We start from the raw sequence: 14,672 nt of genomic DNA on the forward strand, positions 1-14,672 counted from the left end.
GCCAGTTATGGAACCAGACCGGTCCCATCGCATTGCCGGAAGTGCCGGGCGACACTGAACGATAGGTGCGGGAGAACACCATCGGCATGTCGTCGCCGCTGACGAAATCCGCGCTGTCGAGCGTAACGGCACCGCTGCCCGGATAAACCGGATCGGCAACCGGGCAGGACTTTTCAGGCTGCGGATCGGTTTCGCCCGCGCACCATTTGTTGATGAGATCGAGGTCGTTCAGGCATGCATAGCCGCCTGGCCCACCCGGCGAATTGCTCGCAGCGTCGATAGCGCAGAACTTGCTGCCCTGGATGGCACCTGATTTTGCGTAGCGTGTGGTGCAGTCATTCTGGTAGTCGGCGTTCGCGCCGAACGCGACCAATAACAACGTGAATGCGACGAGGAAGCGGCACAGCATGCCAGCCGTTCCTCTCTGTGGTTTCCAGTCTTTCATTTCGCTCCTTTTATTGTGAGATTCGCCATTGACGGCGTAAGCACTTTTAAGGAGATTGAAATATTTTTAAATCCGACAATTCCGAAAAATCTGATTGCGCGGATACGCGCGAAAAACGTTACAGATGGTGAAGAAAGTCTTGTAAGCACTGTTAAAGGCGCGTTTACTCTGGTTTTTGTTGCCGGGGAAAAGCGATGGAGCAAGACGTGTTCGGTATTCAGGATGAGTTTGGCGATTTGCGCGATCCGCGCAGCCGCACGCCGGCTAGTCCGACGGACATGCTGGTCGTGGTGGTATGTGCAATTCTCTCGGGAGCCGATATTCGGATGGCGATTCAGATATGGGGCGAAGCAAAGCTGTGCTGGCTGCGGAGGTACCTGCTGCTTGATTGTTTACAACGACGGCTCCGGGCGGAGTCAAGGCCAGATGACGCGAGATGGTGCCTGCGAAAGGAGGGCGCGTATCGGCGCAGATACAGTAGAAGCCAGAAGTAGTGGTAGACCTATCAAATGAAAAAAGGCCGCCTCGGGTGCGAGGTGGCCTTTCTTACCGTGTTCGGCTTTTTGGCGTTAGTTCGGCGCAGCGTGCGCGTTTTGATCATGCGCGCAGCTATGCTCGCAGCCGCTCTGATCCAGCGGCATCTGCTGTGCCGCTTCTGCGCGAACGCCGAGGCGTTCGAGCAGTTTGCGGTCCGCTTCCGCTTGCGGGTTGCTGGTGGTCAGCAACTGATCGCCGTAGAAAATCGAGTTCGCGCCAGCCAGGAAACACAAGGCCTGCAACGCTTCGTCCATCTGCTCGCGGCCAGCCGACAGACGCACCATTGCGCGCGGCATCGTGATGCGTGCAATCGCGATCGTACGGACGAATTCGAACGGATCGATTGCTTCGGTGCCGGTCAGCGGCGTACCTTCCACTTGCACCAGGTTGTTGATGGGTACCGATTCCGGATACGGCTCCATGTTCGCCAGTTGCGCGACCAGGCCGGCGCGCTCACGGCGCGATTCGCCCAAACCGACAATCCCGCCGCAGCACACGTTGATGCCCGCATCGCGCACGCGTTCCAACGTATCGAGACGGTCCTGATACGTGCGCGTCGAAATGATCTGGCCGTAGAACTCCGGCGATGTATCGAGGTTGTGGTTGTAGTAGTCGAGACCCGCTTCGCGCAGACCTTGAGCCTGATGCGTTTCCAGCATGCCGAGCGTCACGCAGGTTTCGAGGCCCATCGCCTTCACGCCGCGGATCATGTCCTTGATCGGCTCGAGGTGACGGTCCTTCGGATTGCGCCACGCCGCACCCATGCAGAAGCGCGTCGCGCCGTTTTCCTTGGCGACCTTTGCTGCGGCCAATACTTCATCGACCGGCATCAGCTTGTCGGCTTGCAAGCCTGTGTCGTGATGCACCGACTGCGGACAGTACGCGCAATCTTCTTCGCAACCGCCGGTCTTGATCGACAGAAGCGTCGACAGTTGCACGGTGTTGGCGTCGAAATGTTCGCGGTGGGTTTGCTGCGCGCGGAACATCAGATCGTTGAACGGCAGTTCGTACAGCGCGACGATGTCAGCGACGCGCCACTTGGCTACCTGCTTGCCGCCTGCTGCAGCGTGGTTGGCGTTGTGGTTCGAGGCGGCCGTCTCGGCTGGCGTCGGAGCGATGTTCAGTTGCGTCATGTCGTCAATCCTCATGGATGGATGTAATGGGTTTTCAGCGCTGCGCGTGACGCAGCGTCTGCAGGAGTCGGTTGATGTCGAGTTGATCTGCCGCGAGCTCCGGCGAAGCCGGGTTCAAATGCGGCACGATGCCGAGCAAGGGCGCATCGTATTCGCGCCCAAGATGCTCGCGAATCGAGGCGATGTTTTCGTCGGGGAACGTCATGTCCGGATCGATGCGATTCGCGACCCAGCCAGCGAGCGTCAGCCCGCGCGCGGCGATCGCTTCGGCCGTGAGCAATGCGTGGCTGATGCAACCCAGGCGCATGCCGACCACCAGCACGACCGGCAGCTTCAGCGCGACGGCGAGATCGGCGGTGTCCTGCGTCGCGGTCAGCGGCACGCGAAAACCGCCGACGCCTTCGACTACGACGATCTCGGCTTGCTTCAATGCTTGCGCGTGGCAATCGACGATGTGGTCGATATCGAATGTGACGTTTTCCAGCGCGGCGGCGATATGCGGCGCGGCGGGTTCTTTCAACAGATACGGCGTGCGAATCTCTGGCGGCAGCAGGACGCTCGACGCGGCGTCGAGTTGATCGGCATCTTCGTTGTGCAACACGCCGTTCACTTCGAACGCGCCCGCGGCGATCGGTTTCATCGCGGCGGCTTGCAGGCCTTCGCGAACGAAGCCGCGCAAGAGCGCGGCGGACACGAAAGTCTTGCCAATTTCCGTATCGGTGCCGGTGACGAAGAGAGACAGCGCGTTTTGATTCGAGCTGCTCATGCCGCTTTTGCCCCGAGTTGTTGCAAGCCCGCTTCGAGCCGATCGAGATCCGCCTGCGAATGCGCGGCGGAAAGCGAAATGCGCAGCCGCGACGTACCCGCCGGCACAGTCGGCGGACGGATCGCCGGTACCCAGAGACCCGCGCGATCGAGCGTGGCCGCGATGTCCAGCGTCGCCTCGTTTGCGCCGATGATCAGCGGCTGCACGGCAGTGTGCGAATCAACCGGCAGCCACGGCGTTGCCTTCAACATCGCGCGTGTACGTTCGATCAATTGCCGAAGATGGGCACGCCGCGTATCGCCTTCTTCGCCACCGATAATGCGCAGACTCGCCGACACCGCATGCGCCGCAGCCGGAACCGAAGCGGTTGTGAAGATATACGGACGCGCGCGCTGCACGAGCCATTCGATCACGGTGCCGTGCGCGACGACGAATGCGCCCGACACACCAGCAGCTTTACCGAGCGTGCCGATCGAGATCAGATTTGGCGAGCGCAACGCGGCCTCCGCGATCGCGCCGCGGCCTTGCGGACCGAGCACACCGAAGCCGTGCGCATCGTCGACGATCAGCCATGCACCGTGCTGCTCTGCAAGTTCAAGCAGACGCGCCAGGGGCGCGACATCGCCGTCCATGCTGAACACCGTATCGGAGACGATCACTTTGACTTCAGCGTCCGAGGCATCGAGCATCGCGCTCAGCGCTTCCATGTCGCAATGCGGATAGATCTGCACTTCAGCGCGGGACAAACGCGCGCCGTCGATGAGCGATGCGTGATTCAACGCGTCGGAGAACAGCGTCGTGCCACGGCCCGCGAGCGCGGTAAGCGTCGCGAGATTCGCCATGTAACCGGTGCTGAAGTAGAGCGCGCGTGCGTTGTCGACGAAGCCGCCGGCGAATTCAGCCAGATCGTCTTCGAGCTGCGCATGCGCGCGCGAGTGGCCGCCTAGCAGATGCGAACCACCGCTGCCGGCGCCGTAACGCTGCGCACCTTCCGCGATTGCCGCGATCAGTTGCGGATGCGCCGCGAGCCCGAGATAGTCGTTGCTGGCGAAACCGATGATCGCGCGGCCGTCGACCGTCATGTGCGCTGCACATGGCGTGTCGGCGGTACGGCGACGGCGGCGCAGACCGCGCGCGTCGATTTCCTTGAGGCCTTCTGTGAGTGTGTCGAGCAGGTGCATTAACGGGTTTCCGCGAGAGTTGCTTCGAAAGTTTCGCGCGTGCGCGAGGCGAGCAGCGCGATTTCTTCGTCGTCGAGGATGTATGGGGGCATCAGATACACCGTGGTCGAAATCGGACGCAGCAGCAGTTCACGCTGCAACGCGTTTTCGAAAAAACGGCGCGAAAATGTTTTGGCTTGCTGAGCGTCGTCGATCACTGCATCGAACGCGAAGATCGTGCCGCACTGACGCAAATTGCGCACTTGCTTATGTTCGGCGAGCGGCGCCAACGCGGCCTTCAGCGTCGCGGATTTCTGTGCGTTGACCGCGAGCACGTTGTCGCTGGCGAACAGATCGAGCGTCGCGAGCGCCGCTCGGCAGGCGAGCGGATTGCCCGTGTACGAATGCGAGTGCAGGAAGCCGCGCGCGGTATCGTCGTGATAGAAGGCGTCGAAAATTTCAACGCGCGACAGCACGATTGAGAGCGGCAGATACCCGCCGCTAATGCCTTTCGACAGACACAGGAAATCCGGCCAGATACCGGCTTGTTCGCATGCGAAGAACGTGCCGGTGCGGCCGCAACCGACCGCGATTTCATCGGCGATCAGATGCACGCCGTATTGGTCGCAGAGTGCGCGCAATCCGGCGATATACGACGCATCGTGCATTGCCATGCCGGCCGCGCATTGCACGAGCGGCTCCACGATGAGCGCGGAGATTTTCGTGGCGCGTGCTTCGAACAACGAGCGAACGTGTTCGAGCGCGCGGCGCGACACATCGGCTGCGCTTTCACCTGTTTGCGCGAGGCGCGCGTCGGGCGATGCAACGACGTGTGCGTTGCGGATCAGCGGGTCGTAAGCGTCTTTGAAGAGCGCCACATCGGTGACGCCGAGGGCGCCGACGGTTTCGCCGTGGTAGCTGTTAGCGACGCAAACGAATTCCTGCTTGTCGGTGAAGCCGCGATTGCGCCACGAGTGGAAGCTCATCTTCAGCGCGATTTCGACGGCCGATGCGCCATCGGACGCGAAGAACGCGTGACCGAGTGTGTTGCCGGTGAGGGCGCTGAGGCGCTCCGCAAGTTCGATGGCTGGCTCGTGCGTGCAGCCCGCGAGCATTGCGTGTTCGAGCGTATCGAGTTGATCTTTGAGTGCCGCATTGATGCGGGGATTGGCATGCCCGAACAGGTTGACCCACCAGGAACTGATCGCGTCCAGATAACGCTTGTCCGCGCGGTCGTAGAGCCACGCGCCTTGACCTCGTGCGACCGGGATTAGCGGCAGGCGCTCGTGGTGTTTCATCTGGGTGCAGGGGTGCCAGACGGCACGCAGGCTGCGGGTGATCCAGTCTTCAGGGGATGCTGACTTTTCCAAAGGGTACTCCGAGGTGCTTTTTTTGCCGTTGCACGGCTGGCTTTTTAGGGCCTATTCATTCGCGCTGCGGTTTCTTGTGTGCGCTGCGCGCGGCCTTGGGGAGGCTTGCGGGGTCGAGATTAGCGGTTTATTTCGTGCTGTGCACTAGGGCTGGACGGTGAGGTTTTGCCGGCGGCGCCGGAGTTTTGCGCTGTTCGATGCAGGTGGTTTCAGTTTCCTTCGGAAGGTCGCTGATCGATGGAGTTAGCGACGACAAAGTAGTTGGTGCTTATGGGCGGGAATTTGGGGTTTGGGGTGGGACTTTGCCTCCGGCGGTGGGGGTGGTTTGGGTTTTGGCTGCTCGGCGCTTGTTGTCTGTATGCCTGCGGCGGTGGCCTTTCCTTGATTTGCTATTGGTCTATTAGCGTCGCCCCTGTGCGGGGCAGGCACCTACTTTTCTTTGCCTGCTGCAAAGAAAAGTAGGCAAAAGAAAGCAGCTCAAACCGCTAACTCTTAAGCGGGTCCCCTGGCTCGGAGGGGGGAGTGGTGCATCTGGAATCCGTGCTCTCGCACCTTCAGCGTGAGTGACAAGGGGCTCATCAGCGCCCACTCCGCACTGCGTGCGTCGCGGATGGGTCTGCGAGGGAAACCCGGGGCTTCGGTTGGACGCGGTGGGGGCCATCGGCTTCGCCTCGGCGAAGCGCCGAATGAAGCGCGAGTGCGAAACCGGAGTGGTCGGTTTTATGAAATGCTCTTCGGCGCGCGCAGCGCCACCGGAAGTATGACGGCTTGTCACCAAGGCGGAATGTGCGAGGGCACGGATTCCAGATGCACCACTGCCGTGGCTGTGCGGGGGACCCGCTTATGTGCTGGCGGTGTGAGCCGCTTTCTTTGCTTATCTTTCTTTGCGGCGGCAAAGAAAGTAAGTGCCGCCCCGCACAGGGGCGACGCTAATCAACCACTAACAAAACAAGGAAAGGCCAACGCCACAGGCAAACAGACAATACGCCCCGAGCAGGCAAACAGAACAAGCAAAGCCCAACACCGCAGGCACAAAGACGACCAAACGCCGAGCAGGCAAAACCCTAACCCTTAATTCCGGCTAGCAATAGCCGGCCGACCATCGGCAGACCCAGCCGAAGAAGAATCCGCCGTCTGCGAAGACCCAGAACCCCATACAACGGAGTTGTCCACCGCATACAACCGGCAACGCGCCGAACTCTGCTTCTGGCAATTGGCAATAGCCACCGACATCGGATCATCGCCGCCCTCGGCCCAGGACCATGCCCCCGTATCCGACACAGCAAAAGCCCGGCTAGGATACTGATGCAAGAAATTCCGATATCCGTTACGGCCAGCTTCGTCGACAAACGGTACAGAGTCGACCGCATCGACAGCAGCAAACCCGCTTGCCTTCGGCAAAGAAGGATCAGACACGCGATATTGCACGCCAGTCGGCATCCCAGCTCGAGCCAGGAAGGCTTCAACCGCAGGCCACCAGATCTGCACGCCATCACGATCGCCCACGAGCCGATGCGCGTCATTCTTATAGTTGCCGAAATCCACCATCTTCGCACTCGCACCATGTGCGGAATACGCGGCATACATCCCGGCCACCAGCGGCGCCGTCCACACCGAGTCGTTATCGCCATACAACCACAGCGACGGCACCTTCGTTTTCTCGCCATACGCGCCGAATGCGCGCGTCAGGTTGCCCTGCCAGTCGGCGCACGCGTCCTGCCGCAAACCGCCCGAGAAATTGATCAAGGCCCGCACACCCGGTGCAGCCTCAGGGCCGTACGCCATCGTTGCCAAGCCGCCGTGCGAGGTGCCGGCCACCACGATGTGCGTCGCATCCACGTATGGCTGCTTCGACATGAAATCGATCGTGGCGGCCACGTCGCCGGCCTGGCCGATGCCGTTGCGTTCGACGTCGCACCCGTCCTGCTGATAAGTACCACCCGAATGGCCGAAGCCCTGGCGGTTCGGCGCCACCACCACATAACCCCGGCGCACGAATTCGCGCGCGAACGGCAACGGGTCGCTGCGCTCCTGCGTGCGCGGGTCGCCGGGAATCTTGCCGTGGTTGAAAACGATCATCGGAAACGGGCCTGCGCCGTCCGGTTTGTAGATCGTTGTTTCGAGTGTGACCGTGCCGGCAGCGTCGACCGGTACGCGGATGATCTGTTCGTTGAGGCCAGTGGTGGTCTGATAGACGTCGTCGTCGAGCGCAATGCGCGGCACGTGTGCGCGGGTGAGAGGCCCCAACTGGGTGTCGGCGAGCGGGTCGGCATGCGCGAGCGCGACGGCGCACATCGCCGTTACACACGTCACCGCACACTTCGTCAGAACCTTGCTGAACACCATTAACACACCTGCCTCAAAAACCTGCCCTGAACACCGTGATGCTTTGTCTGTCGAATGTCGTCACTGACAATTGCCTTTCATCAGCGTTTTCGACAAACAAAAACACACTCGCGTACGGAGTGCGCTAAGCGCACGCACGCTAATCGAGATCGCACGGGATGAACCCAAACGGCCGACGCGACCCCACGCGCCGATGATGAGCGCCACACATGCTGCCTGGAACCGCTGTCGAACCCCTACTGGTGGGCTATCGGCACGGCGCCTGCGCATTTGCGGAACCGGTATGGACCTATTCTCGCAACGTGGCGTCACAAACCTACGGCCTCATCCTGGCACGACAATTTTGTTTTGTGCAATCAAGGAGAACCCGCGGCGAAAAAATTGCCGCGTGCGGATCAGGGCACGTTCGCCTGCCGGGAGACAGCCAAACGCTTGCCCCGCGGTGCTTGGCTGGACGAAGTAATTTGTCGTATCACGCGCGCTGTAGCGTCGAGCCAACACGAAAAAAAAGCCCTCGTTTGAGGGCCATATGTGAACGCCGTGGGATGTGGGTCGCTGCGTCGTGTAAGGCTACGAAAGGTTGGGCCTATTCGCTCACATCGCCATCGACATAGCGCCAGCGTCCGTCTTCACCACGTAGAAAGCGGCTCAACTCGTGCAACCGGTGGGCGCGGCCGCTTACCTTATAACGTGCGACGAATTCAACGGTCGCATGATCGGCATCGGTTTCAGCGAAGGCCTTGATCTGGAGTCCGAGCCAACGCGGTGCGTCGGGGGCAGCAGGGTCGGTGTCGAGATCCGTGGGGCAGGTGTGCGGCGCCCAGGTGGCGCGCAAATAATCCGTTGCGCCCACAACGTACGCGCTGTAGCGCGAGCGCATCAGTTCGAGCGCGCGCGGCGCAATTTCGCCGCCGTCGATATAGCGGCCACAGCATTGCGCGAAGCGCGGCGGTTTGGCGCCGTTGCGCTGATCGGGCGCAGCGCCGCCACAGGGGCAGTCGGACGGTCGTTGCGTTGACAACAATGGCTTATTCATCAGACTTTCAGCCAAGGCCGCGCGCGATTAGAATTTTCTGGATGTCGCTGGTGCCTTCGTAAATCTGGCATACACGGACATCGCGGTAGATGCGTTCGACGGGGAAGTCGCTCAGATAGCCGTAGCCGCCATGAATCTGCAAGGCTGCCGAGCAAATGCGCTCGGCGGCTTCAGATGCGAACAGCTTGGCCATCGCGGCCTCGGTCAGGCAGTGCAGGCCGGCGTCTTTCAGCGAAGCCGCGTGCCAGATCAACTGACGGGCGGCTTCGAGTTGGGTTGCCATATCGGCGAGACGGAATTGCACGGCCTGGTGCGAAAACAGGGGCTGGCCGAAGCTCTCGCGCTCCTTCGCGTACCCCAAGGCCGCCTCGAACGCAGCGCGCGCCATGCCCACGCTCTGCGCCGCGATACCGATGCGCCCGCCTTCGAGCCCCGATAGCGCAATCCGATAGCCTTCGCCTTCCGCGCCGATCAGATTCGCGGCCGGCACGCGGCAATCTTCGAAAATAATCTGCGCCGTGTCCGACGAATGCTGACCGAGCTTTTCTTCGACTCGCGCGACGATGTAGCCCTTCGTATCGGTCGGCACGATGAATGCGCTGATGCCACGCTTACCTGCGGCCTTGTCGGTCACGGCCATGACGATCGCGACGTTGCCGTTCTTGCCGCTCGTGATGAACTGTTTGACGCCGTTCAGCACGTAATCGTCGCCGTCACGTGTCGCAGTAGTGCGCAGCGCGGATGCGTCGGAGCCCGCTTGCGGTTCGGTCAAACAAAACGCTCCGAGCATCTCGCCGCGCGCGAGCGGCGTGAGCCACTCGCGTTTCTGCTCGTCGTTACCATAGCTCAGCAGAATGCTGCACACCGGGCAGTTGTTGACGGAAATTGCGGTCGAGGTGCCGCCGTCGCCCGCCGCGATTTCTTCGAGGATCAGCGCGAGCGCCAGCGCGTCCATGCCGGCGCCGCCGTACGCTTCGGGCACCAGCACGCCATATGCGCCGAGTTCGGCGAGCTGGCGATGCACGTCCTTCGGAAAGATGCGCTCGCGGTCCCATTGCGCCGCATGCGGCGTGACCGCTTCGCGAACGAACGTGCGCACCGCGTCGCGGACCATCAGGTGGTCCTGATCAAGCACCATGGCTTGGTCTCCTTGTTAGTCTCTCCATTTGTCTCTTCACCAGTCGAGCGCCGTGCCGTCGTATTGATAGAACCGACCATTGAACGCTTCATGTGCGGCCGCTGCCTGCGCAAGCACTTCGCGCATGCCAGTGACGCTGCGCGCCGGATCGATCGCCGCCTGCGCGCCACCCATGTCGGTGCGCACCCAGCCGGGATGCAGCGAAATACATGTTGCGTGCGTTGCATCCAGCGACGCGATCTTCAGCGCGTCGTTCAGCGCTGCCTTGCTCGCCCGATATAGCCAGCCGGTCGTGCCGCTTGCGTCACCGATACTGCCCATTTTGCTCGAAATCACCGCGAACACACCGCCGGCTTCTTCGACGAGCGGCAGCAGGACCGGCATCAACTGCATCGGTCCGCGCACGTTGGTGTGCATGACCTGGTCGAAGTCTTCGGCGGTGATCGTCTCGATGTCCTCGGTGCGGGGGCCGTACACACCGGACACCAGCACCGCCGCGTCGAGCCGTTCGCCGTCGAGCTTCCAGCCGAATGCGGCGATTTCTTCGGGCGCGGTGACGTCGAGTGAAAAGGTCTCCGCGCCGAGCGCCTTCAGTGCGTCGAGCGCGGTGCCGTCGCGCGCGGTGGCGAGCACGCGCCAGCCGCTCTTCTTGTACTGCCGCGCAAACTCCTGGCCGATGCCGCGCGATGCACCCACGATCAACACTGTCTTCATCGAATCACCTCAAGCCCCTGGAAACTGCGCGTTAAACCAGTTCAATACCCATCGCGGTCGCTTCGCCACCGCCGATGCACAGCGTCGCGACGCCGCGCTTCAGACCGCGCTTTTTCAACGCGCCGATCAGCGTGACGAGAATTCGCGCGCCCGACGCGCCGATTGGATGACCGAGTGCGCAGGCGCCGCCGTTCACGTTGACCTTGTCATGCGGTAGATGATGTTCCTTCATCGCGGCCATCGTGACCACCGCGAATGCCTCGTTGACTTCGTACAGATCCACTTCGTCGGCACGCCAGCCGTTCTTCTCGAACAGCTTGCGAATCGCACCGACCGGCGCGGTGGTGAACTTCGCCGGTTCCTGGGCGAAGGTGGAGTGGCCGACCACGCGAGCAAGAGGCTCGACGCCGAGACGCTTCGCGGTCGATTCACGCATCATCACGAGCGCCGCGGCTCCGTCGGAAATCGACGACGAATTCGCCGCCGTCACCGTGCCGGTTTTGCTGAACGCGGGCTTGAGCGTCGGAATCTTGTCGAGGTTCGCTTTGAACGGCTGCTCGTCGTGATCGATGGTGACGTCGCCCTTGCGGCTTTCCACCTTCACCGGCGCGATTTCCCATGCAAACGAGCCGTCTTCGTTCGCGCGCTTCGCACGATTCAGGGACTCGACGGCGAACGCATCCTGCGCTTCGCGCGTGAAGTCGAACGACGCCGCGCATTCCTCGGCGAAGGTACCCATCAAACGGCCTTTCTCGTAGGCGTCTTCGAGACCGTCGTAGAACATGTGGTCGATCACCTGGCCGTGGCCCATGCGCATGCCGTTACGCGCCTTCGGCAACAGGTACGGCGCGTTCGTCATACTTTCCATGCCGCCGGCGACGATCACGTCGACCGAGCCCGCAGCCAGCATGTCGTGAGCGAACATCGCCGCGCGCATGCCGGAGCCGCACATCTTGTTGACGGTGGTGCTGCCGGTGCTCAACGGCAAACCGGCGCCGAGTGCGGCCTGACGCGCGGGCGCCTGACCGAGGCCGGCGGGCAGCACGCAACCCATCACTACTTCGTCGACCTGCTCGGGCTTCAATCCGGCGCGTTGCACGGCGGCTTCGATCGCAACCGAACCCAACTGCGGCGCGGTCAGCGACGCGAAATCGCCCTGAAATGCTGCCATCGGCGTGCGGGCCACGCCTACGATTACGATCGGATCAGACTTTGTCTCGCTCATGTTTGCCTCACTCATCTTTAAACTCCTTGATCACACCTTCGACGATCGCCGGCACGTCGCCGAGCTGGACCGCATCGGCGGCCGCCGCATCGTTATCTGCCTGGTACGCACCGCCGGCCGATACGGCCGCGATGCAGCGTTTGTAGGTTGCATCGAGTGCCGCCGGATCGTTGACGCTCATGCCGAGGTCGCGCACCTTGCCGTCGTGCACGCCATATACCCAGCCATGCACCGCCAGTTCCTGGCCGCGCGCCCATGCGTCGTTGATGATGGTGGTGCGGCATACGTTCATCACCTGCTCGATCGCGTTGAGTTCGACCAGACGCCGATGCCGCGCCTCGCCGATCGGCCACTCTTCGATCAGCGCGGCGTGTTTGGTGCGAACGTCCTGCACGTGATGCAGCCAGTTGTCCGCGAGGCCCACGCGCCGGCCGTGCAGCGCCGCGGCGACACCCGAGCAGCCATAGTGACCCACCACCATGATGTGCTTGACCTTGAGCAGATCGACGGCGAACTGGATCACCGACAGGCAGTTCAGATCCGTATGCACCACCACATTGGCGATATTTCTGTGCACGAACACTTCGCCTGGTGGCAGGCCGATGATCTGGTTGGCCGGTACGCGAGAATCGGAACAGCCGATCCACAGATACTCGGGTGTCTGCTGGTGCGCGAGACGCGAGAAGTACTCCGGATCTTCGGACAGTTTGCGGGCCACCCACGCGTCGTTGTTATCGAACAGGTGGGCCAGCGGATTGGCAGCGGGAGAAGCGTTCGTATTCATGGTGAGTCTGGGCGGTTGCTCGACCGATTGACCGGTCGATGTCGTTACATAAGGTTCGGACGATGCATTCAACAATGCGGGCGGCGCATGATGCGAATGCGGTTTAAGCCGCGCGCACGGTACGCTCATCTGCCGGGTTCTCCGATTGTCCGGACGCCGCATTGGCGAATCGTTCCGGATAGCGGATGCAGAAGCGCACGCTGCTGTCGTATGGGAAAAAGTCGGGCAGTTCGCCTTTTAATAGATGATCCTTGTGCCGTTGCCATAGCGCTGGATCGAAGAAGTCCGCGTGATGCTGCATGAAGGACCGGCGCACGCGTGGGTCGCCGAGCAAGAACGTGCCGTATGTCTCCGGGAAAATGTCATGTGGACCGACCGAGTACCACGGCTCGCCCGACATTTCGTCTTCCTCGTTACGTGGCGCCGGCACGGCGCGCACGTTGCATTCCGTCAGGTATTCGATTTCATCGTAGTCGTAGAACACGACGCGGCCATGACGCGTCACGCCGAAGTTCTTGTACAGCATGTCGCCAGGAAAAATGTTCACCTGCATCAATTCCTTGATCGCGTTGCCGTATTCCTTGATGCCGTGATCGATGTCGTCGTCGCTGCCGTTGTGCAGGAACAGATTGAGCGGCACCATCCTGCGTTCGATGTACATGTGGCGAATCACCAGGTTGTCACCGTCGTATTCCATCAAGGACGGCACTTCCTTTTCAAGCTCGCGCACTAGCGCTTCGTTGAGCCGCGAAACGGGCAGCGCCACGCTCGAATATTCGAGTGTGTCGGCCATGCGGCCCAAACGGTCATGCCGTTTGACGAGCTGATACTTTCCCTTGATCTGCTCGCGCGTGGTTTCCTTCGGCGGCGGGAAGTGGTCCTTGATCAGCTTGAATACGTACGGAAACGACGGCAGTGTGAATACGAGCATCACCAGCCCCTTGATGCCGGGCGCAATGATGAACTGATCGCTGGAATGCTTCAGGTGGTGCAGCAGATCGCGATAGAACAGATTTTTGCCCTGCTTCTGCAAACCAACCGACGTATAGATTTCCGCCTTCGGTTTGCCCTGCATGATCGTGCCGAGAAACTCGACGTAAGCCGACGGTACTTCCATATCGACCAGGAAATACGAATGCGAGAAGCTGAAGATGATCAGCAACTGGTCGCGTTGGAGTAGCACCGTATCGAGTGCAAGCACGCCGGGTTTGACATGACGCAGCGGCACGGCGAACGGCAGCAGCAAATCGCCGTTGATGATCCGGCCAACGATATACGCCGACTTGTTCCGATAGAACAGTGACGAGAGCACGTGAATCTGAAAATTTGGCGCTTCGTCGAACACGCCGAACGCATCGTGGATCGTCTGCATCACGCATTCGACGTCGCGCTTCAGATCTTCAAACGGTGGTTCCAGCTGGAAGTTGGTGACGATGCGTTCGAGCGTCGCGGCGAGGCCGTCCTTGCCGGGGTAGTACGCGCGATAGGTCGGCTTCGCCGCCGGTTCGTCATTCTCGATGTATTCGGTCGAGATCGCCGGGCGCACGAAAATGAAGTCGTTGTTGAAATACGAACGGTGCAGGATTTTGCAGCACACCGAATTGAAGAACGTCTCCGCGCACTCGGGCTGACGGTGCGTGGTCAAGAGACCGATGTAGTGGAGCTTGATCTGCTGCCACACTTCGTCGTCGATATTCTCGGCGTCGTATTCGTCTTCGAGCAGAACGACGCATTCCTCGACGCGTTCGTCATACGAGGTAATGCGTTCGCGCGCCAGCGTTTGCAGGCCATGCCAGTCGGCAGCTTCGAAGAGCGTTTTGGCATGGATCGCGGCGTCGCGGAAAATCCGGTAGTGTCGATCGAATCCTTCGAGCATCGTCTGGGCGACGTCAAAGCCGATCTGCGACGACAACAGTTTGGGGAAGTGATTCATGTCGACCGTGATTCGTCCCATGTCGTGAAGACACCCATGATTGTATCGTCCGGGTGGGCCCGCGACGCATCGCGCCGCTCTCCGC

The 14,672-nt window shown here is 61.1% G+C and carries 13 protein-coding genes; 1 reads left to right on the plus strand and 12 read right to left on the minus strand.

Annotated features, from left to right (window positions below; translation table 11 throughout):
* The coding region (locus KHO31_RS18620) for a DUF6531 domain-containing protein (protein WP_236071322.1) at window positions 1–445 on the minus strand (445 nt) is incomplete at its 3' end.
* A 194-nt stretch (window positions 446–639) separates the two neighbouring features.
* Here KHO31_RS18620 and KHO31_RS18625 point away from each other — a divergent pair.
* Entirely contained in the window at window positions 640–939 is a 300-nt protein-coding gene (locus KHO31_RS18625) for a transposase family protein (RefSeq protein WP_211623896.1), read from the plus strand.
* A 75-nt stretch (window positions 940–1,014) separates the two neighbouring features.
* On the opposite strand, the gene bioB is transcribed toward KHO31_RS18625, so the two are convergent.
* The 11 genes from bioB to aceK all read right to left on the minus strand — a co-directional run bounded on the left by bioB (window position 1,015) and on the right by aceK (window position 14,587).
* Window positions 1,015–2,115 carry a biotin synthase BioB gene (gene bioB / locus KHO31_RS18630; protein WP_211623898.1) on the minus strand — a complete coding sequence of 367 codons (1,101 nt, stop codon included), beginning with the start codon at window positions 2,113–2,115 and terminating at the stop codon, window positions 1,015–1,017.
* Window positions 2,116–2,149: 34 nt separating this feature from the next.
* Window positions 2,150–2,881 carry a dethiobiotin synthase gene (gene bioD / locus KHO31_RS18635; RefSeq protein ID WP_201072103.1) on the minus strand — a complete coding sequence of 244 codons (732 nt, stop codon included), beginning with the start codon at window positions 2,879–2,881 and terminating at the stop codon, window positions 2,150–2,152.
* Window positions 2,878–4,062: an 8-amino-7-oxononanoate synthase gene (bioF, locus tag KHO31_RS18640; protein ID WP_211623900.1), complete on the minus strand. Its 1,185-nt coding sequence runs from the start codon at window positions 4,060–4,062 to the stop codon at window positions 2,878–2,880. The genes bioD and bioF overlap by 4 nt, the downstream gene beginning before the upstream one ends.
* The gene (gene bioA / locus KHO31_RS18645; RefSeq protein ID WP_201085888.1) at window positions 4,062–5,411 is read right to left on the minus strand and encodes an adenosylmethionine--8-amino-7-oxononanoate transaminase; all 1,350 of its coding nucleotides are present in this window, start codon (window positions 5,409–5,411) and stop codon (window positions 4,062–4,064) included. Before bioA ends, bioF begins: the two co-directional genes overlap by 1 nt.
* Window positions 5,412–6,482: 1,071 nt before the next feature.
* Window positions 6,483–7,757 (minus strand): dienelactone hydrolase family protein, encoded by a 1,275-nt coding sequence (locus KHO31_RS18650; RefSeq protein WP_201072109.1) that lies wholly within the window; start codon window positions 7,755–7,757, stop codon window positions 6,483–6,485.
* A gap of 586 nt (window positions 7,758–8,343) precedes the next feature.
* Window positions 8,344–8,793, minus strand: a complete 450-nt coding sequence (locus tag KHO31_RS18655; protein WP_201072112.1) for a YchJ family protein — start codon at window positions 8,791–8,793, stop codon at window positions 8,344–8,346.
* A 7-nt stretch (window positions 8,794–8,800) separates the two neighbouring features.
* Window positions 8,801–9,931, minus strand: a complete 1,131-nt coding sequence (locus tag KHO31_RS18660; protein WP_201072114.1) for an acyl-CoA dehydrogenase family protein — start codon at window positions 9,929–9,931, stop codon at window positions 8,801–8,803.
* A 36-nt stretch (window positions 9,932–9,967) separates the two neighbouring features.
* Window positions 9,968–10,645 carry an SDR family oxidoreductase gene (locus KHO31_RS18665; protein ID WP_211623902.1) on the minus strand — a complete coding sequence of 226 codons (678 nt, stop codon included), beginning with the start codon at window positions 10,643–10,645 and terminating at the stop codon, window positions 9,968–9,970.
* 31 nt (window positions 10,646–10,676) lie between these two features.
* Window positions 10,677–11,885: an acetyl-CoA C-acetyltransferase gene (locus tag KHO31_RS18670; protein WP_201072118.1), complete on the minus strand. Its 1,209-nt coding sequence runs from the start codon at window positions 11,883–11,885 to the stop codon at window positions 10,677–10,679.
* Window positions 11,878–12,654: a carbonate dehydratase gene (gene can, locus KHO31_RS18675; protein ID WP_201072120.1), complete on the minus strand. Its 777-nt coding sequence runs from the start codon at window positions 12,652–12,654 to the stop codon at window positions 11,878–11,880. The genes KHO31_RS18670 and can overlap by 8 nt, the downstream gene beginning before the upstream one ends.
* A 103-nt stretch (window positions 12,655–12,757) precedes the next feature.
* Window positions 12,758–14,587 (minus strand): bifunctional isocitrate dehydrogenase kinase/phosphatase, encoded by a 1,830-nt coding sequence (gene aceK, locus KHO31_RS18680; protein ID WP_201072439.1) that lies wholly within the window; start codon window positions 14,585–14,587, stop codon window positions 12,758–12,760.
* Window positions 14,588–14,672 lie beyond the last annotated feature (85 nt).

It is taken from the genome of Paraburkholderia domus (assembly GCF_905220705.1).
Lineage (GTDB): Bacteria > Pseudomonadota > Gammaproteobacteria > Burkholderiales > Burkholderiaceae > Paraburkholderia > Paraburkholderia domus.